The sequence below is a fragment of the Streptosporangium sp. NPDC051023 genome, assembly GCF_040689595.1.
Lineage (GTDB): Bacteria > Actinomycetota > Actinomycetes > Streptosporangiales > Streptosporangiaceae > Streptosporangium.
The window spans coordinates 62991-89413 of the sequence record NZ_JBFBCE010000025.1 but is presented as its reverse complement, the minus strand read 5'-3'; the positions used below and the strand labels follow the sequence as shown (position 1 = coordinate 89413).

General features: G+C 66.7%; 23 protein-coding genes and 1 tRNA gene. 12 read left to right on the top strand and 12 right to left on the bottom strand.

The genetic code is table 11. The features are described from left to right. Positions 1-838: 838 nt before the first annotated feature. On the top strand, positions 839-1435 hold the full coding sequence (locus tag AB0395_RS18535) for an HD domain-containing protein (protein ID WP_366282028.1): 597 nt from the start codon (positions 839-841) through the stop codon (positions 1433-1435). 281 nt (positions 1436-1716) lie between these two features. On the opposite strand, the gene AB0395_RS18530 is transcribed toward AB0395_RS18535, so the two are convergent. Beyond that, positions 1717-1914: a hypothetical protein gene (locus AB0395_RS18530; RefSeq protein ID WP_366282027.1), complete on the bottom strand. Its 198-nt coding sequence runs from the start codon at positions 1912-1914 to the stop codon at positions 1717-1719. A gap of 92 nt (positions 1915-2006) precedes the next feature. Here AB0395_RS18530 and AB0395_RS18525 point away from each other — a divergent pair, with 92 nt between their 5' ends. Next, on the top strand, positions 2007-2873 hold the full coding sequence (locus AB0395_RS18525) for a pyridoxal-phosphate dependent enzyme (RefSeq protein WP_366282026.1): 867 nt from the start codon (positions 2007-2009) through the stop codon (positions 2871-2873). Here AB0395_RS18525 and AB0395_RS18520 read toward each other — a convergent pair. The 5 genes from AB0395_RS18520 to AB0395_RS18500 form a co-directional block, all read right to left on the bottom strand. Beyond that, positions 2871-2944, bottom strand: a tRNA-Ile gene (locus AB0395_RS18520). The genes AB0395_RS18525 and AB0395_RS18520 overlap by 3 nt on opposite strands. A 151-nt stretch (positions 2945-3095) precedes the next feature. Then, positions 3096-4631 (bottom strand): ABC transporter ATP-binding protein, encoded by a 1536-nt coding sequence (locus AB0395_RS18515; RefSeq protein WP_366282024.1) that lies wholly within the window; start codon positions 4629-4631, stop codon positions 3096-3098. 5 nt (positions 4632-4636) lie between these two features. Beyond that, entirely contained in the window at positions 4637-5446 is an 810-nt protein-coding gene (locus tag AB0395_RS18510; RefSeq protein WP_366282022.1) for an ABC transporter permease subunit, read from the bottom strand. After that, on the bottom strand, positions 5443-6474 hold the full coding sequence (locus tag AB0395_RS18505; protein ID WP_366282020.1) for an ABC transporter permease: 1032 nt from the start codon (positions 6472-6474) through the stop codon (positions 5443-5445). The genes AB0395_RS18510 and AB0395_RS18505 overlap by 4 nt, the downstream gene beginning before the upstream one ends. Then, positions 6459-8018: an ABC transporter substrate-binding protein gene (locus AB0395_RS18500; RefSeq protein WP_366282019.1), complete on the bottom strand. Its 1560-nt coding sequence runs from the start codon at positions 8016-8018 to the stop codon at positions 6459-6461. Before AB0395_RS18500 ends, AB0395_RS18505 begins: the two co-directional genes overlap by 16 nt. Positions 8019-8176: 158 nt before the next feature. On the opposite strand from AB0395_RS18500, the gene AB0395_RS18495 reads away from it, so the two are divergent. Both AB0395_RS18495 and AB0395_RS18490 read left to right on the top strand, forming a co-directional pair. After that, positions 8177-8299 (top strand): hypothetical protein, encoded by a 123-nt coding sequence (locus AB0395_RS18495; protein ID WP_366282018.1) that lies wholly within the window; start codon positions 8177-8179, stop codon positions 8297-8299. A gap of 47 nt (positions 8300-8346) precedes the next feature. Then, entirely contained in the window at positions 8347-9738 is a 1392-nt protein-coding gene (locus AB0395_RS18490; RefSeq protein WP_366282016.1) for an MATE family efflux transporter, read from the top strand. Here AB0395_RS18490 and AB0395_RS18485 read toward each other — a convergent pair. Genes AB0395_RS18485 through AB0395_RS18470 form a run of 4 tightly spaced genes read right to left on the bottom strand, consistent with a single transcriptional unit; the run spans position 9727 to position 11964 of the window. After that, a complete protein-coding gene (locus AB0395_RS18485) occupies positions 9727-10194 on the bottom strand; it encodes a hypothetical protein (RefSeq protein ID WP_366282014.1) in 468 nt (155 codons plus the stop codon). The two genes, AB0395_RS18490 and AB0395_RS18485, sit on opposite strands and share 12 nt — an antisense overlap. Beyond that, complete coding sequence (locus AB0395_RS18480; protein ID WP_366282012.1) at positions 10191-10805, bottom strand: DUF2867 domain-containing protein; 615 nt, start codon at positions 10803-10805, stop codon at positions 10191-10193. The genes AB0395_RS18485 and AB0395_RS18480 overlap by 4 nt, the downstream gene beginning before the upstream one ends. Then, complete coding sequence (locus AB0395_RS18475; RefSeq protein ID WP_366282010.1) at positions 10802-11416, bottom strand: MBL fold metallo-hydrolase; 615 nt, start codon at positions 11414-11416, stop codon at positions 10802-10804. Before AB0395_RS18475 ends, AB0395_RS18480 begins: the two co-directional genes overlap by 4 nt. Further along, positions 11410-11964: a fumarylacetoacetate hydrolase family protein gene (locus AB0395_RS18470; RefSeq protein ID WP_366282009.1), complete on the bottom strand. Its 555-nt coding sequence runs from the start codon at positions 11962-11964 to the stop codon at positions 11410-11412. Before AB0395_RS18470 ends, AB0395_RS18475 begins: the two co-directional genes overlap by 7 nt. A gap of 90 nt (positions 11965-12054) precedes the next feature. Between AB0395_RS18470 and AB0395_RS18465 the strand changes: the two genes are divergently transcribed. Further along, positions 12055-12627 (top strand): TetR/AcrR family transcriptional regulator, encoded by a 573-nt coding sequence (locus tag AB0395_RS18465; RefSeq protein ID WP_366282007.1) that lies wholly within the window; start codon positions 12055-12057, stop codon positions 12625-12627. A 120-nt stretch (positions 12628-12747) separates the two neighbouring features. Here the strand turns inward: AB0395_RS18465 and AB0395_RS18460 are convergent, their stop codons facing one another. Next, positions 12748-13194 (bottom strand): MarR family transcriptional regulator, encoded by a 447-nt coding sequence (locus AB0395_RS18460; protein ID WP_366282005.1) that lies wholly within the window; start codon positions 13192-13194, stop codon positions 12748-12750. A 358-nt stretch (positions 13195-13552) separates the two neighbouring features. Between AB0395_RS18460 and AB0395_RS18455 the strand changes: the two genes are divergently transcribed. The 7 genes from AB0395_RS18455 (at position 13553) to AB0395_RS18425 (ending at position 24618) form a co-directional block, all read left to right on the top strand. Further along, a complete protein-coding gene (locus tag AB0395_RS18455) occupies positions 13553-14311 on the top strand; it encodes a peptidylprolyl isomerase (protein ID WP_366282003.1) in 759 nt (252 codons plus the stop codon). Between the two features lie 1966 nt (positions 14312-16277). Continuing rightward, positions 16278-19421, top strand: a complete 3144-nt coding sequence (locus AB0395_RS18450; RefSeq protein ID WP_366282001.1) for an amino acid adenylation domain-containing protein — start codon at positions 16278-16280, stop codon at positions 19419-19421. Positions 19422-19444: 23 nt separating this feature from the next. Next, positions 19445-20395, top strand: a complete 951-nt coding sequence (locus AB0395_RS18445) for a fatty acid desaturase (RefSeq protein WP_366281999.1) — start codon at positions 19445-19447, stop codon at positions 20393-20395. A gap of 27 nt (positions 20396-20422) precedes the next feature. Next, positions 20423-21079: a GNAT family N-acyltransferase gene (locus AB0395_RS18440; protein ID WP_366281998.1), complete on the top strand. Its 657-nt coding sequence runs from the start codon at positions 20423-20425 to the stop codon at positions 21077-21079. Further along, a complete protein-coding gene (locus AB0395_RS18435; RefSeq protein WP_366281996.1) occupies positions 21051-22769 on the top strand; it encodes an aminotransferase class III-fold pyridoxal phosphate-dependent enzyme in 1719 nt (572 codons plus the stop codon). The genes AB0395_RS18440 and AB0395_RS18435 overlap by 29 nt, the downstream gene beginning before the upstream one ends. Continuing rightward, the gene (locus tag AB0395_RS18430) at positions 22747-24234 is read left to right on the top strand and encodes an AMP-binding protein (protein ID WP_366281995.1); all 1488 of its coding nucleotides are present in this window, start codon (positions 22747-22749) and stop codon (positions 24232-24234) included. The genes AB0395_RS18435 and AB0395_RS18430 overlap by 23 nt, the downstream gene beginning before the upstream one ends. A gap of 135 nt (positions 24235-24369) precedes the next feature. Beyond that, positions 24370-24618 carry a phosphopantetheine-binding protein gene (locus AB0395_RS18425; protein ID WP_366281993.1) on the top strand — a complete coding sequence of 83 codons (249 nt, stop codon included), beginning with the start codon at positions 24370-24372 and terminating at the stop codon, positions 24616-24618. A 107-nt stretch (positions 24619-24725) separates the two neighbouring features. On the opposite strand, the gene AB0395_RS18420 is transcribed toward AB0395_RS18425, so the two are convergent. Next, on the bottom strand, positions 24726-25601 hold the full coding sequence (locus AB0395_RS18420) for a phenylalanine 4-monooxygenase (RefSeq protein ID WP_366281991.1): 876 nt from the start codon (positions 25599-25601) through the stop codon (positions 24726-24728). Positions 25602-26423: the final 822 nt, after the last annotated feature.

The following is a 26423-nucleotide window of genomic DNA, read 5'->3' as shown; positions in this document are numbered from 1 at the left end:
CCTATGTCCGCCCCGTAGACCTCATCCCTCATAGTTCGGGCGCTCAAGTGGCGGGAGCCACCGAGGGGATGAGGTGTCGAGGCGAGGCGGCGTCACCGGTTCAGGTCGATTTCCTGCACGCTGAGGACTTCCCCGATTCGGCGATTTCCGTCGGCCCCTTCTTGGAGTTTTCGGACTTCGCCGCTCGCCCGTCAATCGCGATTTCTCTCTGGCAGGCTCCCCCTTCCTGGAGCAGAGGAAAGCGCGAATCACGCTCTACCAGGCCGCCGATGGCCGAACCCATCTACAGTTTTTCGATGGCCGGCCCGGATCGCCGGACTTCCAGGAAGTCACCCCATCGGAGGTGCGTGAAGCGATTGCCGCCCAGGGCGAGATCATCTGTGGGTGCTTTCTCGACTGGAGGCAGACCGCCAAGATCTGCGTCGTGGCAAACGGGACGATAACCAGTTACGGCAACCGTCATTACCTATCCTGGCCAGACGATGAGACAGGCGACTTCGTCTGGGTCCCCGACACCGGCCGCCCGATCTCCAGCATGCTCACTCTTCGGTAGTCGAGGTTTTGGCACAGTGGCCGCCAATGTCGGGGGCCGGCCTTTCTGGCTGCTGCTGTGCTCCTGAGGCGCTGCAGTGGCCCGTTGCCCACACTGAGGGTGGACTTCCCCGTCCTCGGTACGGGGGCAGCCTCAGGTGTGGGCTCAGCCCGCCCACGCTTGCCGGTCAGCAGCCCGGAATGTCCAGTGGCGCAGCGCGCGGTGCGGCATTACTGTCCTGATTCATAGAACTCATATCCAGCCAAGGTACAGAACACCATGTTCACCGGTTGCTAGACTTCCGGAATGCAGATTCCAACAGACGAACAGATTCGCGCGCTACACGAGAAGCATGCGCCCACGCAGGAGGCATTCGATCTCGTCTACATTCACTGTGAAATCGTGTGCGGTATCGCAGAGCAGCTTCTCACGCGTACCGGATTCGATCTCAACAGGGATCTGGTGCGGGCGGGAAGCCTGCTCCACGACATTGGGGTTTATCGGCTGTACAGCGCCGACGGAAAGCTCGATCACACGCGCTACGTGCGGCACGGCATACTCGGCTACGAACTCCTCCTCGAGGAAGGATTTCCGGAAGAGATCTGCCGTTTTTGCTCCTGCCACACCGGGATGGGGCTCAGCCGTGACGACGTGCAAAATCAGCGGCTTCCCTTGCCTGTCGCCGACTATATGGCCGAGTCGAGCGAAGAAAAACTAGTGATGTACGCCGACAAATTTCACAGCAAGACCAACCCGCCCACCTTTGTTTCCGCTGCGTCCTACGCCGCCCAGGTCCAGCGCTTTGGCGAGGATAAAGTCGTCACCTTCAAGACGATGTGCGAAACCTTCGGTGTTCCCGATCTCTCGCCGTTCGCCGCTGCCCACGGGTGTGCCGTGGTGTAAGAAGTGGCGGTGTCAAAACGGTCACCGCCCTCTATCCGGTAGCCCCCTGGCAGGCCGCTCCCGCTCCTGGCCGGCCCGCTGAAAGTTCCGGATCGTGAGCCGAACGGTCGTGGGGGAGGCTCACATCGTCGAGGCACCGATGTCCAGCAGAAGCCCGGTGACGAACAGGGGAACCGTTCACACCGGCAGATAGAAGTCAGTGGTCGGGACAATGGTTATGCCGTACAGGCCTGCCAGCGTCATCGCCGTGCCCGCGCTCACCCCGGCCCAGGCCAGTACTCTCATCGTTCGCACCTCTTGTGATCACCCAGGCCGAGGGCGCGCGCCCTGCTGTGCCCGGTGAACACGTCCTGGATGGTGCCGATCATCTGGGAGTTGACCAGGCCCCCGCCCACGCCCTGCAGCAGCCTGGCCGCCACCAGCGCCCAGGGGTGGGAGGAGCAGCTGGCCAGCGCGCCCCCCACGGTGAAAATCGCCATTCCGGCGAGGTGAGGGCCCCGCAGAGACGCACACAAAGTGGCATCCTGATGTGGTGAACCGCCCGAGGCCCGGCTGCTACAAGATCGTCCCAGTGGCTGCTTCGCCGCTCGTCGAGCTTCACGATGTTCGCCTCACCCGGGCCAGTGTGCGGCTGCTCCTCAAGCGCGATGATCTGATCCACCCGCACCTGCCCGGCAATAAGTGGCGCAAGCTCAAGCACAACCTGGCACGGGCCGCCAAGCTGGAGCACGACACCCTGCTGACTTTCGGGGGTGCCTACTCCAACCATGTGCGGGCCGTCGCCGCAGCCGGCGCCCACTTCGGATTCCAGACCGTCGGGGTCATCCGCGGGGAGGAGCACTTGCCGCTCAACGAGGTCCTGACCTTCGCTACCGACTGCGGGATGCAGCTGACCTACCTCGACCGCACCACCTACCGGGCCAAGAACACCCGGCCCGTCGTCGAAGCGCTGCGGGAGAAGTTCGGGCGGTTCTACCTGCTGCCCGAGGGCGGCAGCAACGACCTGGCTGTGCGCGGCTGCGCGGAGTTGCCCGCGGAGATCGACGTGCCATTCGATGTCATCTGCTGCCCGGTCGGCACAGGCGGCACACTCGCGGGCATCGCCGCCGGTCTGGCCCCCGGCCAGCGGGCGCTGGGCATCTCGGTTTTGCGCGGCGGGGAGTTCCTGGCCGACGACGTCGCCCGCCTGCAGGCGGCCTACGGCAAGACGTCGAGCAACTGGTCGATCAGCCACGACTTCCACGCCGGTGGCTACGCCAAACGGAACGCCGACCTGGATGCGTTCATTGACGACTTCGCGAACCGGCACGAGATGCGGCTGGACTGGGTGTACGTGGCGAAGATGATGTTCGGGGTGTTCACCATGGTCGAGCGCGGTGCCTTCCCGCAGGGGTCGGTGATCGTCGCCGTGGTGACTGGTGTGATGGGCCCGGGGTAGGGCGGGAGGGACTTGAACCCCCGACCAGCAGATTATGAGTCTGTTGCTCTAACCAGCTGAGCTACCGCCCCCGGGAACCACGGTCGGATCGTAGCCTGTTGTGGTACAAGCGTAGATCACGCGCCGACCGAGCTTTCTCCACCCAGGTGAATCCCCACTCACCCGTGTTGACCTTGAAGTTCCTGCCGAACCCCACCCACTTGCCGTTCATCTCCCGGCCCATCAGGCTGAGTCTTCCATCGTCCGAGACAGCAGGGCACGGGTCGCCGGATGCGTGGGGTTGGCGAAGACGTGGGCGGTGGGACCGGACTCCGCCACGACGCCCGCGTCCAGAACGGTAACGGTTTCTGTCCGGTCGGCGATGAGCGGGAGATCGTGGCTGATCAGGACAAGGGCAAGGTCATGCTGGTCGCGCAGGCCCATCAGCAGGTCCATGATCGATTCAGCGGTGGCGGCGTCGAGTGCGGAGGTGACCTCGTCGCAGATCAGCACATCCGGCTCGGCCGCCAGTGCTCGCGCTATGGAGACCCGCTGGCGTTGCCCGCCGGAGAGCTCGTGAGGGTAGCGGTCCGCGTAGGCGGGTGACAGGCCCACCTGTCGCAGAAGGTCCGCCACCCGGGTGGGGACGTCACCGGCCGGGCAGCGCCGGTGCAGGCGCAACGGCCTGCTGATCGCCGCGCCGGCCGTGTGGCTGGGATTAAGCGCGCCAAGCGGATTCTGTGTGACCAGCTGAATCCTGCGCCGCTGTGCGCGGCTACGGCCGCGCAGGCCCGGTCTCAGCGACGTGCCGTCGAAGACGATGGTGCCTGCCGTAAGCGGCTGTAGTCCGACGATGGCTCGTACCAGTGTCGTTTTTCCCGAACCGGAGGCGCCGACGACCCCCGTCGAGGAGCCCGGGGCGATGGTGAGGTCGACACCCCGCAACGTGGGCACCACCCCCTTGCCCGGACGGCCGAAGATCACCTCCACCCCCCGGGCCTGGAGCGCGGGTGCGCGTACGGCGCGGGCTTCTTCGGCGTCTGTCACGCGTGCGGCACGGGCGGTGGGCCGGTGTGTCACGACACCCAGTTCCACCACGTCGTCCGCCAGCCGGGCGACGAGGTCGGCGTCGTGGCAGGAGAACGCCACGGCGAGCCGGCGTGTGTGCGCGAGGTGGCGCAGGAGCGCGCCGATCTCCTCGCGCAGTTCCGGATGCAGCCCCGCGGTGGGCTCGTCGAGGAGAAGCACGTCGGGTCGGCGCGCCAGGGCACGGGCCAGGGCGACGCGGCGCTGCTGCCCACCGGACAAGGCGCCGGGCCGCCGGGCGGCCAGCCGGTCACCGTCCGCCAGCCGTACCTCGGCCAGGAGCGTCGCCACCGCGTCCGGGTTCCGGTCCACGGCGACTTCACGGATGAGGGAACGGACCCGCATCCGAGGATTGAGACCCGAGGCGGGATCCTGCCCAACATAGGCGAGGTGTTTCCCGCGCAGCTCGCGCAGCTCGTGTTCGGCGAGCCCGAGTATGTCGCGGCCAAGGACCTCGACGCGGCCTGCCACACGTGTGGCGCCGGGCGGTAGGAGCCCGATGACAGCACGCAGCAGAGTGGTTTTGCCGGAGCCGGAGGGGCCGGTCAGCGCAACCAGGCGTCCTGGGCGGAGTTCAAGTCCGGCGTTCCGGATGAGGGGCCTTCCGCCGGGTGCGGTGACGGTGAGGCCCTCGACCTGGACCACCGGCGCGTTCGGTGGGTTGGCCGCCTTGTCCTGATATCGACCAGACATGTGGCTCACAGGATGATCACCGGCTTACGGCCGGTCGGTGCAGCAAAGGTGGCGGCAGCGAGGTTGACGCTCATGGCGAGCAGGCCGATGGCGGCGCTGGGAGCGACCACGGCCCAGGGATTGAGCAGCACGCCGGGGGCGTTCTCGCGGATCATCAAGGCCCAGTCGGCTGCCGGAGGCTGGGGGCCGACCTGGAGAAACCCGGCTGTCGCAACGACGTAGACGGCGGCGACGAACCGCAGGCCGAAGAGGGTGAGGAGCGTGGCGCGCAGATTGGGAAGCACCTCGCGGACGACCAGATGCCACAACCGTTCCCCGCCCGCCGCCGCGGCTTCGACATAGCCGGAGGCGGCGACCGGAGCCGCCGCGCCGGCCGCGAGCCGTACCGCGTAGGGCACACCCATGACGAAGGCTGCGGCAATCACGGCGAGTCTGCCGCCGCCCGGCCAGTACAGGGTGATGAGCAGGATGCCGAGAACGGAGGGCAGCAGCATCAGAACGTCCGCGACACGTTCCACGATCCGTCCGACAGCCGGGCGTAGCACGCTGATCGCGCCGAGGACGGCCGCGGCACCGGTGACAAGAACCGCCACGAGCACGGAGGAGGCGATGAGTTCACGGCCGCCGAGCAGCAGGCGGGTGAGGACGTCGCGTCCGAGCTGGTCACCGCCGAGCAGGGCTTCACTGCTCGGTGCGGCGTACGGAGCGGTGATCGGGGTGTCCACGGCGTACGGCGCGAGCCAGGGCCCGGCCGCGGACAGGCAGATCAGCAGCAGCGCGGGCAGCAACCGTGACAGCTTCGACAGGCGTCTCATTTCCGGCCCCCCGCCGCGAAGTCTCGCACCAGGTCGGCGAGCAGGAGTACGACGGCGATGACCGCCCCGGTCAGGGCGGTGACCGCGGCGACGACGGGGCTGTCACGGTCGGCGACGGCGCTGGCGAGGACCGAACCGATGCCGGGGTAGTTGAAGATGGTCTCCACGACGACGGCGCCGCCGAGCAACATGCCTGTGGAGGTGGCCAGACCGGCCGTGATCGCAGGCAGCGCGCCCGGCAGTACGTGCCAGGCCAGGACACGGTACGGCGGCAGCCCGTCGAGAACGGCTGTTTCCACATGCGGGGCCCTGGCCTCGTCGGCCAACGCAGCGCGCACGATTCGGGTGTTCCAGCCGGTCTGCGGGATCGTCAGGGCCAGGACGGGCAGGATGAGCATCTGCCAGGAGGCGGGCGAGCCGTCGGCGTCGGTGAGGGTGGTTGCGGGCAGCCAGCCGGTCCACAGGGACAACGTCAGGACGAGGGCGACCGCCACCACGAACTCGGGCAGCGCGAGCACCGCGGTCGCCGTGCCGGAGACCGCCCGGTCCACCGTTCCCCCCGGCCGCAGGGTCGCCCAGCAGCCCAGCCCGAGTGAGCAGACGGCGGTGAGCAGCAACGCGAGCCCGCCGAGCAGCAGGGTGTTGGGGAACGGCCCGCCGAGCAGCCCGGCGACGGGTTCACCGCGGGCGGAGACTCCCAGGTTTCCGGTGGGTATCCCGGTCATCCAGTCCCAGAACCGTTCCAGGACGGGCCGGTTGAGACCGAGCATCTCGCGTCGCCGAGCCAGGTCGGCCACGCCCTCACCACGCTCGGCGGTGGCGGTGGCCGCGTCTCCGGGGAGCAGTTCGACGGTGAAGAAGACCAGCGCGAGCAGCGCCACAAGGAGCAGTGTCCGCCGTGCGAGCAGGCCGCAGAGCCGGGCGAACACGAGCAGGGCACGGCGGTCGGCATGCCGCCCCGGCCGGACCTCCAGGTCTCCTGAAGGTCCGGCCGGGGCGGCGGAATCGGGGGTCAGCGGGCCAGCCATGTCTGTTCGAGCTGAACCCTTCCGTAACCGGGTAGCTTGGGCAGACCTCGGACGGCCTGGCCCGCGAGGTCGATGCCGTCGGCCATGCCCCACAGCAGGTAGCCGGACCTCTCGTGCTCGATCTCCTGCAGCTTGTGCAGGAGTTGCGTCCGCTGGGCGGTGTCGGCGGTTCCGATGGCCTGCTGGTAGGCCTGGTCGAACTCGGGATCCTTCCACCCCGCCTCGTTCTGGCCGCTCGCCGAGACCATGGTCTTGCTGGCGAAGAAAACCACGGAGTCGTTGGTGCCCCAGTAGGTGGTGTAGAGATGACCCTTGAGCCATGTCTTATCCCAGAAGGTCCCGGACTCCTGCTTGACCACGTTGATGTTCACGCCGGCCTCGCGAACCTGGGTGGCGAAGAGGGTGGCCATCTCGGCCAGGCCTGCGATGTCCTCGGTGGTGTACAGCTCGTACGTCTTGGAGGTGTCGAAGCCCGCGTCCTTGAGCAGTTGCTTGGCCTTGGCGAGGTCACGGGCGCGTTGCGGGATGTCCCGGGCGTAGGCCGGGTCGCCGGTGCCGAGGATGTCATTGGCGACCGTGCCGTAGCCGGACAGGACCTGCTTGACCATGGCCTCGCGGTCGGTGGCCAGACGCAGCGCCTCGCGCACCCTCGGGTCGGCGAACGGCCCATCGGCGGTGCGCATCACGATGGGCATCGCCATGTCGTTGGGGCGGCGTACGACCTGGATGTCCTTGCGGGTCTCCGCGGTGCGGGCTGCCACGGCGCCGACGTTGGAGGCGAGGTCGATCTGGCCGGACAGCAGGGCGTTGGCCATCGCCTGCGGGCTTTCGAAGATCCTCACCTCGATCGCGTCGAGGTGGACGTCACCGCCGTGCCAGTCGTCGTTGCGCACGAGCCGGGCATTGCCGCCGCGGAACCAGTCGAGTTTGAACGGACCGGTGCCGGGAGCCTTGTCGACTTCCTCGTCCTTGGTGTCCTTGGGGAGGATGAAGGTGGTGAGCCTGGTCAGCAGGGGCAGGTCGGCGTTGGCGTAGTCGGAGACGAGGACGACGGTTTCGGTGCCCTCCGCGGTGATGTTCTTGGCCTGGATGCCGGGCAGGCGGGAGGCACCCGAGGGGGTGTTGCGCAGTCGGCGCAGGGAGAAGACGACGTCCTCGGCGGTGACCGGGGAGCCGTCATGGAACTTCGCGCCCTTGGCAATCGTGAAGCGCCAGGTCTTCAGATCGTCGGAGGGCTTCCAGCCGGCGGCGAGACGAGGTGCCGTGTTGGTCCTGTCACCGGGCGCGGTGAGGGTGTCGTAGAGCAGGCTGATGATGAGGTAGTCGCTCTCGTTGACCTGGGTGCCGTGCGGGTCACGGGTGATGGCGCCGGCCTTGCCCAGTGCGCCGATCCGGAGCGTTCCACCACGACGGGGTCCGCTGGAGACGTCGGCCGACGGCGCCCCGGCGGGTTTGCCGTCACTGCCGTTACCGCAGGCCGCGAGCAGCATGGCCGCCCCCAGACCGCCGCCGGCCCAAATCAGCTGACGTCTTGATAGATCCACTTCGTCCTCGTTTCACGCAACACAAAATACTTAGGATTGGCTACCCTAATTTGAGGTGAGGCGTCAAGTTTTACCTTTTCCTCGACTCCGACCGTGACCACGCTCGTCGGCGCCCCGGCCGTCCTGCGGCACGAGGGCACTGGCTACAAGTGACCCGGATGTCCTCCTCCGCCCCCGGCACCACTATGGTCGCTCTGGTCGACGACGGCGGGGAGAAGCACATGGGCACCGTCTTCGACGACTGGATCAACGTTCGAGTCCTCCTGGACCTCGGAGGTTGAACATGAAGTGGAGAAGATGTTGACGAAACGACACGGGGACTGAGTGGATGGTCGCCACCTTCGTCCGTGACAGCCGAGCCCTCGCCTCCCTGGCCGTACCGCTTGCCCTCACACAACTCGCCCAGGTCGCCCTGACCACCACCGACACGGTGATGATGGGGTTGATCGGCGTCGAAGCACTGGCCGCGGGCGGCCTCGCCATCGTGATCTTCAACCAGCTACGGACCATGGGCGTCGGCCTGGTGACCGCGGTCGGCAACCAGATCGCGGCGACGGTGGCGCGTGCGGAGTCGGCCGCGCCGGACGGTCAACGGGAGCAGGCCGACGAGGAGGTGCGTGACCTCGTGCGGGCCTCGCTCGCGCTGGCCACCCTGGCCGGTCTCGCCGGCGCGGTGCTCATGGTCCTCATCGGCCACGCCGTGATGTGGCTCGGCCAGGACCCGAAGGTGGTCGACGCGGCCGAACCCGTGCTCTACGCCATGGCGCCCGGGCTCATCCCCTGCCTGTGGTTCCAGGCGATACGGCAGTTCACCGTCGGCATGCGCCGTCCGCAGGCTCTGCTGCGCATCACCCTCGCCTCGATCGTCGTCAACGCGGGGCTCAACTGGGCCCTCATACACGGCACCTGGTTCCTGCCCGAACTCGGCCTGCCCGGAGTCGGTCTGGCGACCACCGTCGTTCACGTTCTTTCATCCCTCGCCCTGTACGCCTCAGCCCGACGTGACCCGCGGCTTGCCCCTCTCCTGTCACTGAACGTCTGGAGGTCTCGTGGGCAGACCCTGCGGCGCCTCATCCGGCTCGGCACCCCGATCGCCGCCACCTACGGTTCCGAAGCCGGTTTCTTCTCCGTTGTGGCCCTCCTGGTGGGCGGCTTCGGAACCGCGGCGCTCGCGGCGCACACCGCCGTCAACCAACTCGTCTACATCGTGTTCCAGATCGCCGTTGGGTTGTCCCACGCCGCCTCCATTGGGGTCAGCCGCGAACTGGCCCTGAACAATCTCGCGGCGGCCCGGCGACTGAAGAACACCGCCCTGATCTGTGCCGCCGCCGTCATGGCCGTGGTCGCCGTGATCTATCTGAGCGTTCCGGCTGTCGTGCTGGCCCCGTTTATGGGTCCCGGCGAACACGCCGCCCGTGACATCGCCGCTGACCTGCTCATGGTGGCCGCCCTGCTGCAGTTCTTCGACTGCGCCCAGAACATCGGCGTCGGACTGCTGCGCGGCCTCGACGACACCAAGGGCGGCTTCCGGATCACGATTGTCGGCTACTGGCTCATCGGCCTGCCCGTCGCCTGGCTGCTCGGGCCCGTGACGGGCAACGGCACCGTCGGCATCTGGCTGGGCCTGCTCACCGGTCTCGCAGCCACCGCCATCCTGCTGCTGCGCCGATTCTCCTTGAGCATCGCCCGGTTGCACCTCCAGACCATCTCAACAGCCTGAATCGTCCCGTCTTTCCCGGTCCCGGGCCGCTCCGGGCCGATCCTCCTTCCGCGCTGCCACGATGATGAGCGCCCCGGAGATGATCCCGGCGAAGAATGGGGATGGCACAAGAAGGACGCCGCCCAGCACACACCACGTTGCGAGGCCCCAGCCGATTCCGGCCGGCACGGCCACCCCGCGTCCAGCGAGGTGCCATGTCAGGCAGCCCAGGAGAATCAGAGGTACGGCGAAGCTTCCCGGGCCGCCCCAGAAGGTGACCACATTCTGAAGGGACTTCACCGTCTGAACGGCGCCCCCGTCCGTGAGTGCGAGCGGGACGGCTGCCCACATCCCCCGATCCACCCAGCCGGTGACGCCCTCCCCGGCGGTGAGCGCCAGCAAGGACAGGTGCCCTGTTCCCAGCACGAGCATGATCCCGCTCGCCCAGCGGAGCAGCCGCTTTCTGGAGTTCATCATGACGTCCCTTCCCCGTGCTCCGCCTGCGCCTGGTCGCGGTCGCGCCAGGCTCGTTCCCATTGCCGGGTCAGAGCCGGGTAGACGATGAGGTGTCGGAAAGGCGCGATGGCGGCCATGTAGAGCCGCCCGAACCATCCGTTTGGCTTGACGAGGACGGCCATCCGCAGCTCATGGTCGCCGTTCGCTCCTTGAACCCAGCCGAGATGCATCACGGTGTGCACGGTCTTGTTCGCCAGCTCGCGTGCGGACTCCAGGTCGAGCTCGTAGACCGCTTTGAGCGGCATGCTCTCGTTGTCCGGGCCGCGGGGAGCGCCGCGGACGTCGTCAGGCAGGCGGTCGCGGAGCGAGGCAACCCGCTCACCGACACCCGCTGATGGTCTGTCCCAGCCGAGGAATGTGCCGAGCTTCCACCGAACGGCAAACAGGAACCTCACCGGCCACGCTTGTTTCATGGGTCCGCCGGCGGCTCGCATCGCTGCGAGCATCGTGGGGAAGTCGTCAGGTCCGGCTCCGGGAGTGCGGAACGCCCACACATCCTCGACCGAGAAGTCACTCGTGAGTTCGTGGATGCGCCACGGCTGGGAGGTGTGCATGGTCTTCGGCAGGCTCACGAGAGCTCCCTTTCGGCCATCATGGCCATCAGCGTCATCTGGTCCAGATCGGGTGTGGCGGTGGGGTCGAGTTCGCGGTAGCGGCGGTGGAGGTTGACCACGATCCGCTCGGCGTCCAGCCAGGTGGCGTACTCATCGAGGTCCACCGTCTCGATCGCCTCGGAGAAGGACAGGCCTCGGGCATGGGCGGCGTCCGCCTGCTCGACGACGTGGGTGAGGTAGCCGCGCACCGCGCGGATCCCGTCGGGGTCGGTGACCGGGCCGTGGCCGGGGACGATCGTGTTGGCGCCGGTGGCGATCATCTTGTCGCAGGCGGCGATCCAGTTGGCGATCGGGCCGCTCCACACGATCGGGGTGCAGCCGATGAACAGCAGGTCGCCCGCGAAGAGCACGCCCGCGTCCGGCACGTGCACGACGGAGTCGGCGGCGGTGTGGGCGGGGCCGAGGTTCATCACGCGCACCTCGCGGCCTCCGATGTCCAAGGGGAGTTCCCCGTCATAGGTCAGGTCGGGCAGTCGCAGGCGGATGCCGCTGAAGTCGAAGGCGGCGAAGCGTTCGCGGAAGTAGGGGGTCGCCGGGCCGATGTCCATGACCTGGGTGGCGGTCAGCATCTCGGGGGGGCATCTCGTGCCGCATCTCCGCGCAGGTGGCCTCCGCGGCGATGATCTGGACGTGCTCGCCCAGCAGCTGGTTGCCGTGGGTGTGGTCGCCGTGTGAGGTCCCGGCCGCCCGGTCCGATGACCGCGGCGATCTCCAGTTCGAAGTCGAACCAGGAGCTGCCGGGCGAGATCGTCACGTCGTCGTACGGGCCGGCGATCGTCGAGGGGCAGGCGAAGTAGAAGGCCGGGATCTGGTACCAGGAGTCCTCGAGCGTGCGGGGCGAGCCGGCCGCCTGCCGGCAGTTGCGGATGTGGTCGAGGAAGCACAGACAGTCACGGACCGAGGGCGGGCGTGGAATCGGCGCGCGCAGCCTTGCCTCGGCCAGCGGAACCGTCTGCGCCGCGGACGCCAACGCCGCCTTCCCCGTCGCTCGCAGTTCCTCCGCGCCCCGGCCGATGAGCTCGATCAAGCTGACTCCCGGCGCGACGGGGTGGATCCGGTCCTCGCCGATCAGCCCCACCCGGTCTCCGATGTCCGTCGCATAGGTCACCCAACGCATGAGAACCTCCTCGGTTTCTATGTTGACTGACACAGGCTATATCGACCAGCATTTACTCTGTCATCCGGCACACCTGGTTAGATGGTCGGCATGGCCACGCGACGTATCGAGAGGACTCAGGAGAGCCGTCGGCTGCTGGTGGCGGCCGCCGCCGAGCTCTTCGCCGAGAAGGGATATCGGCAGACGAGCTTCATCGACATCGCCGACAGGGCCGGCATCAGCCGCGGCTCCATCCCCTGGCACTTCGGCAACAAGCTGGGCCTGCTGGAAGCGGTGGTCGACGACCAGCTTCAGGCCGTGCTGACCGGTTTCGCCCCGCCCGACGGGGAGCGTCCCGGCGATCCGCTCGACCAGGTCATGGGCTTCATCCGCCTGCCTGTCACGCGCCTGTTCATCCCCCTGCTCGCCGAGGCCGTTGAGGTCGACTCGCCGATCCGTGAGCACTACGCGCGGCTCCATGCGGCGCTCCGGCAGGGGGTACAGGCCTGGATACCGGCGGGGGCGCTGCCCGCGGAAACCACCCCGGAGGCGTTCGCGGTGGTGCTGGTGGGGGCCGTCATCGGCGTTCACGCCCAGTGGCGGATCGCTCCCGAGGCGGTGGACCTCGATACCGTCTACGCCACGATCCGCGCCTTGCTGCCGGCGAGCCTCGGAAAGACCTGACGCCGCGCGGCCTTCCCGATGCGCAGATGCGCTGGCGGCGACCCACCGTCACGGACGGCCGGATCACCTGTATCGGGTGACCGCATCACGGGAAACCCGGCGTGACGCCGAACCGCCTCGTCAGAGGCCTCGCCCGAGTTCCGCGAGACGGGTCAGGGCGGGTAGGGCGTCGGCGATCGCCTGTCGCTGCTCGGTGGTCAGCTGGGCGATGAGCGGGACCAGGTGGCGTGTCCGGTCGTCGTGGCGTGATCGGCCGATCCGCCGGCCCGCCTCCGTGATGTGGACGAGGACGGCGCGTCCGTCGCTTGGGTCGGGGCGGCGCTCCACTAGTCCGTCGCGTTCGAGCCGGGTGACCAGCTGAGTGATGCCGGGCTGGCTGACCTGCTCGGTCCTGGTCAGGTCGGTCAGTCGCATCGGGCCGCCGCCGTACGCGAGGGTGTCCAGCACCGACAGTGTCGTGAACGACAGCTTCTCCAGCATCGGGAGCCGAATGTAGAAGCGGTTGAAGTTCTCGATCGCCGTGGTGAAGGCGTCCACGTCCAGGTCGTCGTTCGAGGTGGCGTCCACAGGAGAAATATATCATGTATTTATTTAAATTAATTATGATGTTCTTATGGGTGCCCCGTGAGTCGTTACACGCGGGGCGCGTCACACCTCGTCGGCCTCAGGAGAGGAACCCACGGCTGTTCGTGCCGGCGTCAACGGATTCGGGGGTCGGCTGTCGCGTACAGGTTCCCGTGCTGCCCGGCGACCACTGATGGCTCGTGGTGTCGCTCCCGGCGAATCGTGCGACCCACTCCCAAATGCGCGACACGACCATACAGCCTGGGCCATGGAATCCGCGGCGCCGAGCGGCGCTCTTGACGGCGTCGGTCAGATCGATTAGACCACAGGGAGCCTGTTGATCACCCCCCAGGGAGACATCATGTCTGACAGAGCGTTGTTACGACTCGCGGTACGCGCCGCGGCAGCCGCGGTGACGGCGGGTTCACTGATAGCGCTGGGCGCAATGCCCGCTTCGGCGGCCACGGACCCGGCCGTAGGCAAGCCGCCTCGGGTGACGAAGGGGCCGTGCCACTACACCGAGACCCCGGACGAGCCGGCCGCGCGCAAGGTGCCGTTGCCGCAGGACCCGCGTCGCACCCCCACCTGGCCGGTCTCGGCGACTCTCAAGACGAACCAGGGCCGCATCGGGCTCACCCTCGACGCGGCCAAGGCGCCGTGCACGGTGCAGAGCTTCGTGCACCTGATCCGACACGGGTTCTACGACGAGACCTCGTGCCACCGGCTGACCGCCTACGACCGGCTGAAGGTGCTGCAGTGCGGTGACCCCAGCGCCACCGGCGAGGGCGGACCGGGCTACAAGTACAAGGACGAGCTGCCCACCGACCTGCCGCCATGGCCGGGCGACACCACCGGTACCCGCAAGACCTACGCGCGCGGAGTGCTGGCCATGGCCAATGCCGGACCCGACACCAACGGCAGCCAGTTCTTCCTCGTCTACGGTGACTCCGGCCTGCTGCCCAACTACACGGTCTTCGGCACGGTCGACGCCGCGGGGCTCGCCACCCTGGATCGCGTCGCCGCAGGCGGCATCCAGCCCGTTCCGGACGGCCCGACACCCCCGGTGGACGGCAAGCCCGTCATCCCGGCCAACATCCGCTACGCCCGGGTCTGGCACTAGCGGTCACGCGCGGAGACTCGGTCTGTGATCTCGGAGTGACGCCCCCGGACCCCTGCCGGGCGATTTCATCGCCCGGCCAGTGGGTGCGGGGGCTGGGCATGGTGACGATGTGAACCGCTCCGCCTCCTCCGGGTGGCCTTTCTGAGATCACTTCATGCGACGAACCGCCGGCCCGGGTAATCGTTGCGGGCGTCAGGCGGAGCCGCGGTATGAAGCCTGCGCTGATTCTGGGATGCTGCGATATCTGACAACCTCGTGCCGGGCTTCCTCCATGCGACGAGTGTCATCCCGTCGATCTCATTCCCAAGGCGCAGAAAAAGGATTGCTTCATAGCGTGACGCCGGCACGCTCCTGTATGCCTGCTGGCTGACATATTCCGTTCTCGGCGAGATGTCGGACGAGATGTCGGACGAGATTCTCTCCGGTTTGATTCGAGCCGTTACAGGAATGGAGAAGACTCTCAGTTCGGCTCGCCTTCGCCCTTTGCTGAATCGATCGCATGACAAGTCGGCGAGCTGTCGAAGTGGCCCGAGGTCGCTCGTCCAGCCGCCATCCTGTAATGGCAGGCGATCATATCAACGGAATAAGTGAAATCTTTCCGTGTGGGATGCCGGAGATATGGAATACCGGTTCTGAACCCGGTTTACCGGCAGTGAAGTCGCACCGTGCCAGACCGGGAATCCCCTGGAAGGAGGTGTCCTGTGGCCCGGTTAAAGGCTGCCGCGGACCCGGTTTGCGCATCAGATTCCTGTCCGTCTTGTCGCGGGCCTGTTCATCCAAGCGGACCGGAACCACATGGATTCGCCGGCGCTCCCGCGTGCGACGGATTCCTTCGAAATATCGCCCCGATCTTCTCCTCCGGGCGTTCGCGACGCGCATAAGTCGCCGACAACGGGCAGCGGCATCACGCATGACAACCGATCGGGACACACCCAACGGCGAGCGCGTGTCCACAATGGAGTGGCCCGCCTTCTCCGCATTGATGAACTCGTACCTGGCGATCACCGGTGCTCCACGGCGAAGGGGTACGGCTTTTCCCGGGAGCTCGTTCTCTTCGCGAAGCCTGCGCTTCTCCCGCTTGAGGGCGATCTCCCTCGCGTCCTTCTCTCCCGCGCCCGGCGATGACGCCACGTCGCCAGACGTTCGCCCGATTTCCGGGTGTGGTGTCGTGGATGCCGAGCTCCTTGGCTGCGTACACGACCGGACACGGACCGTCCGGTGTCCTGCGGGCTCGCGCTCCCGGTTGAATCGTCGGCCGCGTCCCGTCGCAGTCCCTCCTTCCGGTTCTTCCGCAACCTTGGTTGGGGACCTGTCCGGAAAGCCCGGGCACCTCATCGGCGGACGGCGAGGATCCGAGTAACCCGGCAGGCGGGTTCTCGATGATGCGAAGGTGAAAGCGGCAAGGACGGCTCCGCGGCAACCGTAATCCGCTGTCAGACCTCAGGGCGTGCGAGCATCGTCGATCCTTTCCCCGAGCTCAGCGAATTTCATCGATGGGGCTCTTCGCCTCGGGTGATCCTCGTTTTGATCTTTGTGGGCTGGAATGCACATGCCATTCGCTTGCCTTGCGGAGTAGGGCGAGGAGATCGCCGGTTTTCGCTGCTCCGACTGCTACTTGTCGCTCTCCGTGCCCATCTCATCTCGATATGCAGCTATGCCTGTTTCACCTCACAAAACGCCTGAAGCGGAGGCGAAAGAGGGCCGCAGGCCTTGTTAATAAGCCGGCCGGACGCGTTGCATCCGGTGATAGTTGGGCTATCTGTCGCTCTTGACACGGTCTGCGACGCGAAGGAAGTATGGCGGAGGATGACTGTTTGAAATTCCGGCTGGTGAATCAGCTCGTCAAGGTGCCCTGGCCCCATCGCCGGGTATCTCTGTTCGTTAGGCCTGCAGGGCAGGCCCTGCACAGGATCCGCTCGCACAGCTAATGCATTTCCGATGTCGATGGCCTGTGTCGGAAGGATGAGTGTTGCTCGATCACGGGGTGGAAGAATGGCCGCTGCTCTCCGCGCAGCTGCGCACGTGGATGGCTCAATCGTCCGATCTGACGGACCCGACCAACTGCATCATCGACTGCTTGGAGATCCGCGGATCGGTGGATCCGGCCCTCATGCAGGCGGCGAACGAGCATGTCGAACGCGAAACAGAGGCGCTTCGCCTACGCCTGGTGAACACTGAGGACGGGTATCGCCAGTACGTCGATCCCGAGACGAATCCGCCGCTCACCTACCTCGACTTCAGCGCCGAGCCCGACCCCACCGCCGAGGCGGACGCCTGGATGCGGGCCGATATGGCGCGGCCGATCGACCCGCTCAGACTGTGCGATGCGGCCTTGCTGAGAACCGCGACTGACCGCTTCATCCTCTACCGCCGGGTTCACCACGCCGTGGTTGACGGCTGGAGCCTCGCGCTCATCCACAACCGCATCGCCGCGGTGTACACCGCCCTGGCCGAGGGGCGCACGGGCGAGGAGGGGGCCTTCCCCTCCTTTCAGGAACTCCTGAGGAGCGAGGCGCAGTACGAGCAGTCCAAACGCTTCGAAACGGACCACGCCTACTGGCTCACCAGGTTCGCCGACCGTCCGGAGCCGGTACGGCTGGCCGGCCGATCCTCGGCGGCCGTCCGGGTCGCCCACCGCCGCCGGGCCGACCTCGGTCCGGCCAGGATCGCGAGCCTGCGGGCGGCGGCCGGCCGTTTCGGAGTGAGCTGGTCGGACCTGGTGATCGGGATCACGGCCGCCTATGTGGGCAGGATGACGAACGCGGCCGAGGTCATTCTCGGCATACCGGCACCGGTGCGAATGAGCCCGCAGGTACGGCGGGTCCCCGGCATGACGACCAACGGCCTGCCAGTGCGCGTCCCGATGGACCCCGGGACGAGCGTGGCCGATTTCGCCCGGCAGGTGTCGCTCGAACTGCGGCAGACGCTGACGCACTCCCGTTACCCCTCGGCAGAACTCGCCAGGGAGCTAGGACTGCTGGGCACGGGGCGCCGTCTGTGGGGACAGGTCGTCAACGTCATGGACTTCGACTACGCGCTCACCTTCGCGGGGGCCAGTGCGACCGTGCGAACCGTCTCGCTCTCGGCGACGGACGACTTGTCGGTGACCTTCTACCGGACGTCGCCGGACGACGCGTTCGAGCTCATCGTCGACGCACATCCCGAGATCTACAGCGAGGAGGAGGCGGAGGCCCATCTGCGGCGTTTCCTCTTCTTCCTCGACTCCGTGGTGAAGGAGGACCCCGGTACGCCTGTCCGCGAGATTGCGCTGGTCAGTCCCGAGGAGCGGGCACGGCTTCAGGAATGGGGAACGGGGCCGGTCCACGAGATCCCGCACACCGCGGTGCACGAACTGGTCGAGGCGTGGGCGGCGCGGACCGCGCAGGCTCCGGCGATCGAGTTCGAGGACACCGTACTGAGCTTCGCGGAGGTGAACGAGCGGGCCAACCGGCTGGCTCGGCACCTGCTGGCCCTCGGCGCGGGGCCCGGCCAGATCGTGGCCTTCGCGTTGCCCCGCTCACCCGACCTGCACATCGCCGCTCTCGGCGTTTTGAAGGCCGGCGCCGCCTTTCTGCCGCTGGACCCGGCCTACCCTCCTTCCCGGCTGTCCTTCATGGTGGGCGACGCGAAACCGGCTCTGGTGGTGCTGAACTCGATCACTTCGGGACTCGCCGGGGAACTGGACGCCCGATGCCTGCTCCTGGACCACGCCGAGGTCGCCGGGACCGTGCGAGCGCTGCCCGGCCAGAACCTCACCGATGAGGAACGCGGTGCCGTTTTCTCCCCGGACCAGCCCGCTTACGTGATCTACACCTCGGGCTCGACAGGTGTGCCGAAAGGGGTGATGGTCAGGCACTCGGGGGTCGTCAACCTGGTGGCCGCCATGGTGGATCGCCTGGACTCGGGGCCCGGGACCCGGACCCTGCAGTTCGCCTCATCCAGTTTCGACGCGTTCGTCGGTGAGATGACTCAGTCCCTGCTGAACGGCGGGACATTGGTATCGGCCGGAGCGGAGCGCCTGACACCGGGCCCGGACCTGCTACGGCTGGTCATCGAAAAGAGAATCAACGACCTGGTGCTGCCGCCGTCGGCCCTTGAGGTCATGTCGCCTCAGGCATGGCCGGACGGCACGACGGTGTCGATCGTGGGCGAGGCCGCGTCACCGACCGTGATCGAACGGTGGGCTTCGGTCTGCACGCTGATCAACGGATACGGGCCCACCGAGGCGACCGTGTCCACGGCGATGAGCACCCGGCTGGCGCCCTCGCAGGCCGCCGCCCCGCCGATCGGCAAACCGTTGCGCAACGTGCGGGCTTACATACTCGACGACCGGTTGGACCTCGTCCCCGCAGGCGCGGTCGGGGAGCTGTACGTCGGCGGCGCCGGGGTCACCCTCGGCTATCTCGGCCGGGACGTCCTGACCGCCGAACGCTTCGGCGACGACCCCTTCGCAGGGCCCGGCGCCCGGACATACCGCACCGGTGACCTCGTGCGCTGGACCGCGGACGGCGAGCTGACGTTCGTCGGCCGCAACGACGACCAGGTCAAGGTACGAGGCTTCCGGATCGAGCTGGGCGAGGTCGAGACGGCCCTGGCCCGTTCCCCCGGGGTGGCCAGGGCCGCCGCCGCCGTACGGGAGGATCAGCCGGGAGACCGCCGGTTGGTGGCCTACATCGTGGCCGACCCCGGCGTTGAACCGGACCCCGAACGTCTGCGCGCCCGGCTGGCCGCCGGACTGCCCGCCCATCTGGTCCCGAGCATGATCATGCAGGTGGCGGACCTGCCCCTCACGGCCAGCGGGAAGCTGGACCGCGGGGCGCTGCCATCCCCGTCGCAGGCGACGACGGCCGCCAGCCGTCCGCCGGACACCGCGCGCGAGAAATTCATGGTCGAACTGTTCGCCGCGATCCTCGGGGCGGAGCCGCCAGGTGTCGACGACAGCTTTTTCGACATCGGCGGGCACTCTCTGTCCGCCGTCCGGCTGCTCGCCCGGATTCGCAAGGCGGTCGGCGTGGAGCTGACCGTACGGGAGCTCTTCGAAACACCCACGGCCGCCGGTCTGGCAAGGCTCGTCGATGACGCGTTACGGAAACAGACCGAAGCTTCCTAGTGGCCGGTGGAGATGGGGGAAAGATGGAATCCCTGGCGGACGAGGCTGCCTCACCAGAAAGCGCCGCGGAACTGCGGGCCTCGCTGAAGCACCTGCGTACCGAGGTCCGAGGGGCGACCTTCGTGCTCAAGCTCCTGGTGTGCGCGGCCATCACCGCCGCGGGTCTGCTGTTCGCTCTGCAACCCGCGCCGTGGGCCAGAATCCTGGGCGTCGCCCTGATCGGATGCATGTTCGCGCACGCCGCCGAGCTGCAACATGAGGCCCTGCACAACCTGGCCTTCCGCAACAAGCGGGCCAACACGATCGTAGGGACCGCGCTGGGCCTGCCGATGCTCATCTCGTTCACCGCCTATCGGGTCGCCCATCTGCGGCACCACCGATATCTGGGAACCGCGATGAACCGCGAATTCTTCGACTACGGAGACCAGTACGGCGACGCGGCCGGCAAAACCGGGTTCCAGCGCGCGATGGACTGGGCGGCGCGGTTCACCATGTTCCACCACTACCGGGTGTTCCTGGCGAACCTGTGGCATTCCCTGCTCGGCAGGGACTTCGACGGCGAGACCCGTACCGTCTCGCGGCGCATTCGGCACGACCACTTCCTGATCCTGGGCTCGATCTCCACGCTGACCGTCATCTCGGTGGCATTCGGTTCGCAGTTCGTGCTCTGGGCCTGGCTGTTGCCGTTGCTGATCGTCGCCGCTCCGGTGCACGCCCTGATCGAGCTACCGGAGCACCACGGCTGCGAGACGCTCGATACGGACGTGTTCGCCAACACGCGGAGCGTCAGGTCCAACCGGCTGATGATGTGGTTCACCAACGGCAACAACTTCCACGTCGAGCATCATGTGATGCCCAACCTGCCGATCTCGCGGTTGCCGGACCTGCACCTGGAGATCCGCGACCGTCTCCGCTACTTCCACACCGGCTACTTCGATTACTTCCGGAAGCTGATGACCAGACAGACCAGATGACCGGCGAGCCGGTTGAAAGGAGTAGAGGTGAACTCTGTCATCTTCCGTGTGGCGCAGTCACAGGTCGACCGGGACGCTGTGCTCCGGCTGCGTGACGCGGTGTACGTCCAGGACCAGGGGCGCCTTTCCGACGCCGCGGACACCGCCGAGACCTTCGATCGGTTCGACGCCCACGCGGAGTACATCATCGCCTATCAGGAGGCGGAGGCGATCGGGACGGTCAAGGTCGTTCCGGACTCTGAGGCCGGTCTGCCGTGCGAGGACGTCGTGGACATCGCGAGCCTGCGGGCCGGTGGCCGGCTGGTCGAGTTCGGTCATCTGATGACCCTGCCCCAGGTCCGTAACCGTGAGATCGGGATGTCGCTGATGCGTGAGGGGCTGGTGCACAGCGTGACAAAGTACGGCGCGACCCACGTTCTCGGTGACTTCTTCGCCGAGGAGGGGGGCGGGATACGGAGCTTCTACACGGAGATCGGTTTCGTCGCGCTGCACGAGCCGTACCGGGACGTCAGGTTCAAGGACGCTCCGCTCAGTCTGGTCGCGGTGCTCGACCTGGCGGACGCCGCCGCACGTGCCAGGACCGAGGCGGGGCGCGGCAGCAAGTTGCTGCAGTACTTCTTCCACGACTACGACGACTACGCCAAGAGGAGTCGCGTTGCGGACACACCGTCAGGTGCTCGCTGAGTCCAAGGCGGCGCACAACCATCCCACCTACTCAAAGATGGCCTTCGTTATGGGGTGCGGAGTCCAGGGGCAGGGTTCCGGCAGCAGCGTCCTGGACGAGGACGGGCGTTCCTTCCTCGCCCTGTTCGACCAGTACGGCAACCAGTCGTTCGGCTACTCCAACGAGCGCCTCATCGCGGTGCTGCGGGACCAGCTCGACCTGGGCATCCTGAACAGCACCAAGATCATGTTTGAGGAGGTGCAGATTCGCCTGACCGAACGCCTCGCCGAACTCACCGGCCACCGGCTGCCGTTCGCCTACCTTGCCAACGGCGGTGGGGAGACGATCGACAACGCGCTCAAGCTCGCCCGCGCCACAACCGGGCGCCGCACGTTCATCAGCGCCCGCGGCTGCTTCCACGGCAAGACCTTCGCCACCCTGAGCGCCTCGGCGCGCCCCGAACACGAGGCCCTGTTCGGGCCGTTCCTGGAGCGATTCGAGCTGGTCGACTTCGGAGACGTCGAGCAGCTGGCGGCGGCCATCGACGGCGAAACCGCCGCGGTCCTGCTGGAACCCGTCCAGGCCGAGGCCGGGGTGATCGTGCCGCCCCCGGACTATCTGCGGGAGGTGCGTCGTCTGTGCGACGAGAACGGCGCACTGCTGATCCTCGACGAGATGCAGACCGCGTTCGGTAGATGCGGCACCTTCTTCGCCCACCAGCAGTTCGGCGTCACCCCGGACATCATCTGCATCGGCAAGGCGTTTGGCGGGGGCATGCTCCCGATCTCCGCCGTGCTGGGGACCGAGGCGGTGTGGGAGACGCTGCGGGCACTGCCCTCAACCTTCGGATCCAGTCTCGGTGGTAATCCGCTGTCCTGCCGGGTCGGCCTGGAGTCGATCGCCATCGCCACGGAGGAGGCGTTCCTGGCCGGAGTGGAGGAGAAGGCGCGGGTGATCGGAGACCGACTCGCGCGCGCCGTCGGACGTTTCCCCGAACTGATCGCGGCCCATCGGGGTCTGGGCATGATGCACGGCCTGGAGTTCCACGACGACTCGATCGCCGGACTGGTGCTCGGCGGGCTGCTGGCGGCAGGCGTGACCTCCACCTACTCGCTGTACAACACCAAGGTGCTGCGGATCCAGCCGCCGATGGTGATCTCGGAGGCCGACCTCGAACGCGGCTTGGAATCGTTGGAGGCCGTCTTGACCGAGGCGGCGGCCCACCGGCGCCGCCTCGATCGGCTCGAGGCGGCGGTGTCGCCACTGAGCCGGCGTGTCCGGAGCGTCCACAGCGCCGAGCAGGTGCTGGACCTGCTCCACCGCAGACCGCACCTACTCGATCCGTTCGCGATGGACCCCGAAGCCGACGTGACGACACCGGCCGAGGAGGAGTTCTCAGGAACTCTGGGTGACGACCTGGTCGTGTGGGCCGACCGCTCGCAGCGACTCGCCGACGGCGTCGTGCTACGGGCTGCCCCCTGCTGGCTGTGGGCCTCGCTCGAACGGTCGGTGCGGGTCCGGCGGTTGGACGAGGGCGACGGGTGTGAGGTGGAGATCAGGATCGTGTGGGACACCGGCAGCGGCGGCTACGAGTCCATGGTCGGCGGCCGGATCGGGTTCTTCGTCACGCAGCGGCTCGCTGACCTTGTCGTGGATCTGGAGAGGGCATTGGAGAAGGAGAGCGGACATGAAGCTTCACGAACTCGCTGACCGATACCGCGACAATACCTCGGCGCTCGTTGTGGAAGTCGACTCCGCGGGCCGCCGACGTGAGTTGACGCATCAGCAGCTCCATGACGTGGCGGTGCTGTACGCCGACCGATTGACCGCCGCCGGAGTCCGCCCTGGCCACGTGGTGGGCATCCGCGCGGGCAACAGCGTCGACTGGATCCTCTGGGACCTCGCCGTCGTGATGACCGGTGCGGTGCTCAAGGCGTTCGCGGATGACACCGTGGTCGGCGATCCCGGCGAGTTCATCGCCGGGCACGGGCTGGCGCTGCTCATCACGGACGCCGAGGTGACGACAGCGCACCCCGCCGTGGTGAGACCGGACGGCGTGCCCGGCGTGGACGTCGTGTCGGCTGACGCTCCCCGGAGCGAGCCGGGCGACCTGCACAGCCTGGTCTTCTCCTCGGGCACCTCGGGCCTGCTCAAGGGACTCAACGTCAGCCGGAAAGGCACCGAATACGTCATCAGCCGTTTTATCGAGTGTTTCGGCATCACCTCGAGGGACCGGCATGTGATCTTCCTGCCGCTGTCCAACTACCAGCAGCGGTTGTCGGTCTACTGCTGTCTGTGGACCGGAGCCGACCTTGTCCTTGCGCCCTACCAGCGAGTCTTCGGCGTGGTCAGGAACGAGCGGCCAACCTTCTTGATCGCCCCGCCCGTGTTCTATGACACCACGCTTCAGCTCTTTCACAAGACCGGCGGTGAGGACTCACTCGGTGACTTCCTGGGCGGGAGGATCCGCTTCATGATCACCGGAATGGCGCCCATCCGGAGAGAAACCCTGGACACGTACTGGGCCCAGGGGGTGCAACTGCTGGAGGCCTACGGCATGACCGAGTCGGGGATGATCGCCTGGAACACGCAGGACGAATACCGGCTGGGCAGTGTGGGCAAGCTGATCGACCCGGAGGCCGTGACCTTCCTGCCCGACGGCGAGTTGTTGATCCATCGCCCGGCTCCGCTCAGCACCGGCTACTTCGACACGGCCGGCGTGGCCGACGAGACGTACCGTCCCGACGGCACGATTGTGACCGGTGACTACGGGACGCTGGATGACGACGGCTTTCTCGTCCTGCTCGGCCGGAAAAAGGATGTGATCGTCCTTGACAGCGGTCGCAAGGTTCATCCGGCCGAGATCGAGTCCCTGTTCGCCGGTATTGAAGGCGTCGTCGAACTGCTCGTGGTCCCCACTCCGCGATCCGGCAGGCTGGGGGCGATCGTCACTCCGGCGGACCCGCAGGACGACACGTTGGCCTTCTCGATCCGAGAGCAGATCGAGAAGGTCAACCAGGCGCTCGATTCCCATCAGCGGATCACGTCGCTGGTCTTCTCCGACCGGCCGCTACGCAATGACCCCCGCTACATGACCGCCAACCTCAAACTGAGCCGGCCGCTCGCGGCGGCGTACTTCGCCACGGCCGCGCAGGCGAAAGAGCAGGGCCGTTGACAGGTACGGCGGCGCCCCCGGGGCGTTGAAACCGCCGGCGCGCGGGTGAACGCCGCGGCGAGCGTATCGATCCGGCGGATGACCACGGGCGTCACCGGCCTGCGATTGTCCTGGCATAAGGGAAGGGAACAGCACATGGGCTCTGACATGACCGCCCTGGAGAACGACCTTGTCGCCTGGGTGGCCAAATGGAACGAGCAGGAGGTGGACGTCGTCGTCGTAGCGGACACGGACCTCCAGGGGACCGGCCTGCTCGACTCCATGGCCCTGGTCGCGCTTGTGGCCTACCTGGAGGACCAGACCGATACCTCCTTCGACTTCGAATCGTTTGATTCCAGCGGGAGCGTTTCCATCCGCGGCCTTATCAAGCATTGCGTCGGATGACAGTCTGTGACGGTCCCGGCGTACCCCTTGCGCATCGACCAGGCGGCTCACGATTTCCTGCCGGTCGACTTCATGCCGGGGTACGCCGGTCCGTTCCGCGTCGGTCCTCAGACCGCGGGGAGCGGATTGGAGTCGTTCACAGTGACCAGGAACGTCGACAGGAACTCCTCCAGGTGCGCGAAGGAGTCGGCGCAAAAGAGCACCGGCTGGTACTGCTCAACCAGATAGCCCTGACTGACCATGGACGCCACGTCCAGCGGCCTGATGTCGGCCTGGTGGAACCGCTCCAGCTCGGCGCAGGAGGAGAGCAGACTGGCTCCGCACGCCTTGATCTTCCCGTCCTCCCGGACCAGGCCGTACTCCAGGGCGAACCAGAAGACACTGGAGACCATGCCGACGGCCTCCTTGGAACGCAGCCGGCGGACCGCCTTGCCGAACAGCTCGTAGAGGTCGGCCAGCCGCTGGTTCGACAGGTGACTGCCGTGGCCCACCACCTCGTGGATCATGTCGGGTTCCGGCGAGAAACGCGGCATGGAGAAGTGCCGGATGTACTGGGTGGCCTGGAAGCGGCGGTCGGCCAGCGAGCCGTAGAAGTCCCGGACCTCCACCAGCCCGGCTGCCGGGCTGAAGCAGAATCCGGTCGCCTCCCGGATCGCGGCGGAGGCCTCGCCGAGCTGCGGCAGTCGGTCGGCCGGGAGCGCCAGCCGCTCCTTGCCCTCAAGGAACTCCCGGCAGCCATGCAGCTGGTGCTTCTCGGCGAGCTCGGCGCCGACCAGCCGCCAGGTCGCGTGCTCCTCCTCGGTGTAGGCGATGTCCGGCACGGGTTGCCCGGGAACGTAGCGCAGAGCGGCCTCGGCTATCCCGGCGCGGTGCTTCTGGTACTGCGGGTCGTGATATCCGGGATGGTCCTTGGCGAAGATCACGGAAACAATTCCCTGGTCGTCCTTGATGACGGGGGAGTAGAGGGTCGCTTCCTTGAACATCGGAGGTTCCTCTCGTCGGTGCTCAAAGTTCCGCTACAGCATTTCAGTCGTTCTCATGGAATTATGGTGATTCTTGGCGGGCGTATGTAGAAATGATAACAACTAAAATCTGGAGCGGAAGACCGCTTTGCAGGAAAACTCGTGAATATCGCGCTCGGATCTTTGGGTGCCGAACGCGGAATTTATCATTGAATTTCTCTTGTGAGCGAACCTCAGGAACGCGGATCAGGGCCGACCGAAATTCTCGGTTGACGGCCGGTGGGGCGGATCTCGATCTCGCCGGGCCATGCTCCCGTGTCGGTTCGGAACACCGCGGCGTGTGGCGGAAGGCTTGGCGAACCTGTCGTGTCGCCTGGGTGGAACCTGGTCACGTCGACCTTGCGAGGGCGGGGCCTGGCAGGGATGGCGCGGCGCCTGCCGGAGATCCCGCTCCCGTGGGTCGGCTCCGTCGAGGTGGCCGGCACCGGATTGCGGCTCGTCGACTTCGAGGGGGTGGTCACCTTCACGCAGCCGTGCCGATGGTCTGAAGCGTACGGTCAAACAGCTGTTAAAAGAAATTAATCCACGTTATAGCGTCCGGCCCGTGATCGTGTGAACCTCATCTTCCGGATGTCTTCGGGCCGGAATCCATGGTGCCGAGAACAGGGCTCTCGATCCGTGCGTGGTTTCGCTGTGAACAGAGGGGCCTGGCCTGTGAAATATGAGAATCCGGGTCGTAAAGGAATCACTGCGAGTCGGCTCGTGCCGGATATCCATGTCCCCAGCGCGAGCTGTTGACAGTCGAAATGACAAAAGCACAGGATTTCTACTGAGTGGACCGAA

Bases quoted from the DNA above. Each gene is read 5' to 3' on its own strand.
- AB0395_RS18535 (WP_366282028.1), top strand. From the start codon at position 839: ATGCAGATTCCAACAGACGAACAGATTCGCGCGCTACACGAGAAGCAT.
- AB0395_RS18530 (WP_366282027.1), bottom strand. From the start codon at position 1,914: ATGGCGATTTTCACCGTGGGGGGCGCGCTGGCCAGCTGCTCCTCCCAC.
- AB0395_RS18515 (WP_366282024.1), bottom strand. From the start codon at position 4,631: ATGTCTGGTCGATATCAGGACAAGGCGGCCAACCCACCGAACGCGCCG.
- AB0395_RS18510 (WP_366282022.1), bottom strand. From the start codon at position 5,446: ATGAGACGCCTGTCGAAGCTGTCACGGTTGCTGCCCGCGCTGCTGCTG.
- AB0395_RS18505 (WP_366282020.1), bottom strand. From the start codon at position 6,474: ATGGCTGGCCCGCTGACCCCCGATTCCGCCGCCCCGGCCGGACCTTCA.
- AB0395_RS18495 (WP_366282018.1), top strand. From the start codon at position 8,177: ATGTCCTCCTCCGCCCCCGGCACCACTATGGTCGCTCTGGTCGACGAC.
- AB0395_RS18490 (WP_366282016.1), top strand. From the start codon at position 8,347: ATGGTCGCCACCTTCGTCCGTGACAGCCGAGCCCTCGCCTCCCTGGCC.
- AB0395_RS18485 (WP_366282014.1), bottom strand. From the start codon at position 10,194: ATGATGAACTCCAGAAAGCGGCTGCTCCGCTGGGCGAGCGGGATCATG.
- AB0395_RS18475 (WP_366282010.1), bottom strand. From the start codon at position 11,416: ATGCTGACCGCCACCCAGGTCATGGACATCGGCCCGGCGACCCCCTAC.
- AB0395_RS18470 (WP_366282009.1), bottom strand. From the start codon at position 11,964: ATGCGTTGGGTGACCTATGCGACGGACATCGGAGACCGGGTGGGGCTG.
- AB0395_RS18465 (WP_366282007.1), top strand. From the start codon at position 12,055: ATGGCCACGCGACGTATCGAGAGGACTCAGGAGAGCCGTCGGCTGCTG.
- AB0395_RS18455 (WP_366282003.1), top strand. From the start codon at position 13,553: ATGTCTGACAGAGCGTTGTTACGACTCGCGGTACGCGCCGCGGCAGCC.
- AB0395_RS18445 (WP_366281999.1), top strand. From the start codon at position 19,445: ATGGAATCCCTGGCGGACGAGGCTGCCTCACCAGAAAGCGCCGCGGAA.
- AB0395_RS18430 (WP_366281995.1), top strand. From the start codon at position 22,747: ATGAAGCTTCACGAACTCGCTGACCGATACCGCGACAATACCTCGGCG.
- AB0395_RS18425 (WP_366281993.1), top strand. From the start codon at position 24,370: ATGGGCTCTGACATGACCGCCCTGGAGAACGACCTTGTCGCCTGGGTG.
- AB0395_RS18420 (WP_366281991.1), bottom strand. From the start codon at position 25,601: ATGTTCAAGGAAGCGACCCTCTACTCCCCCGTCATCAAGGACGACCAG.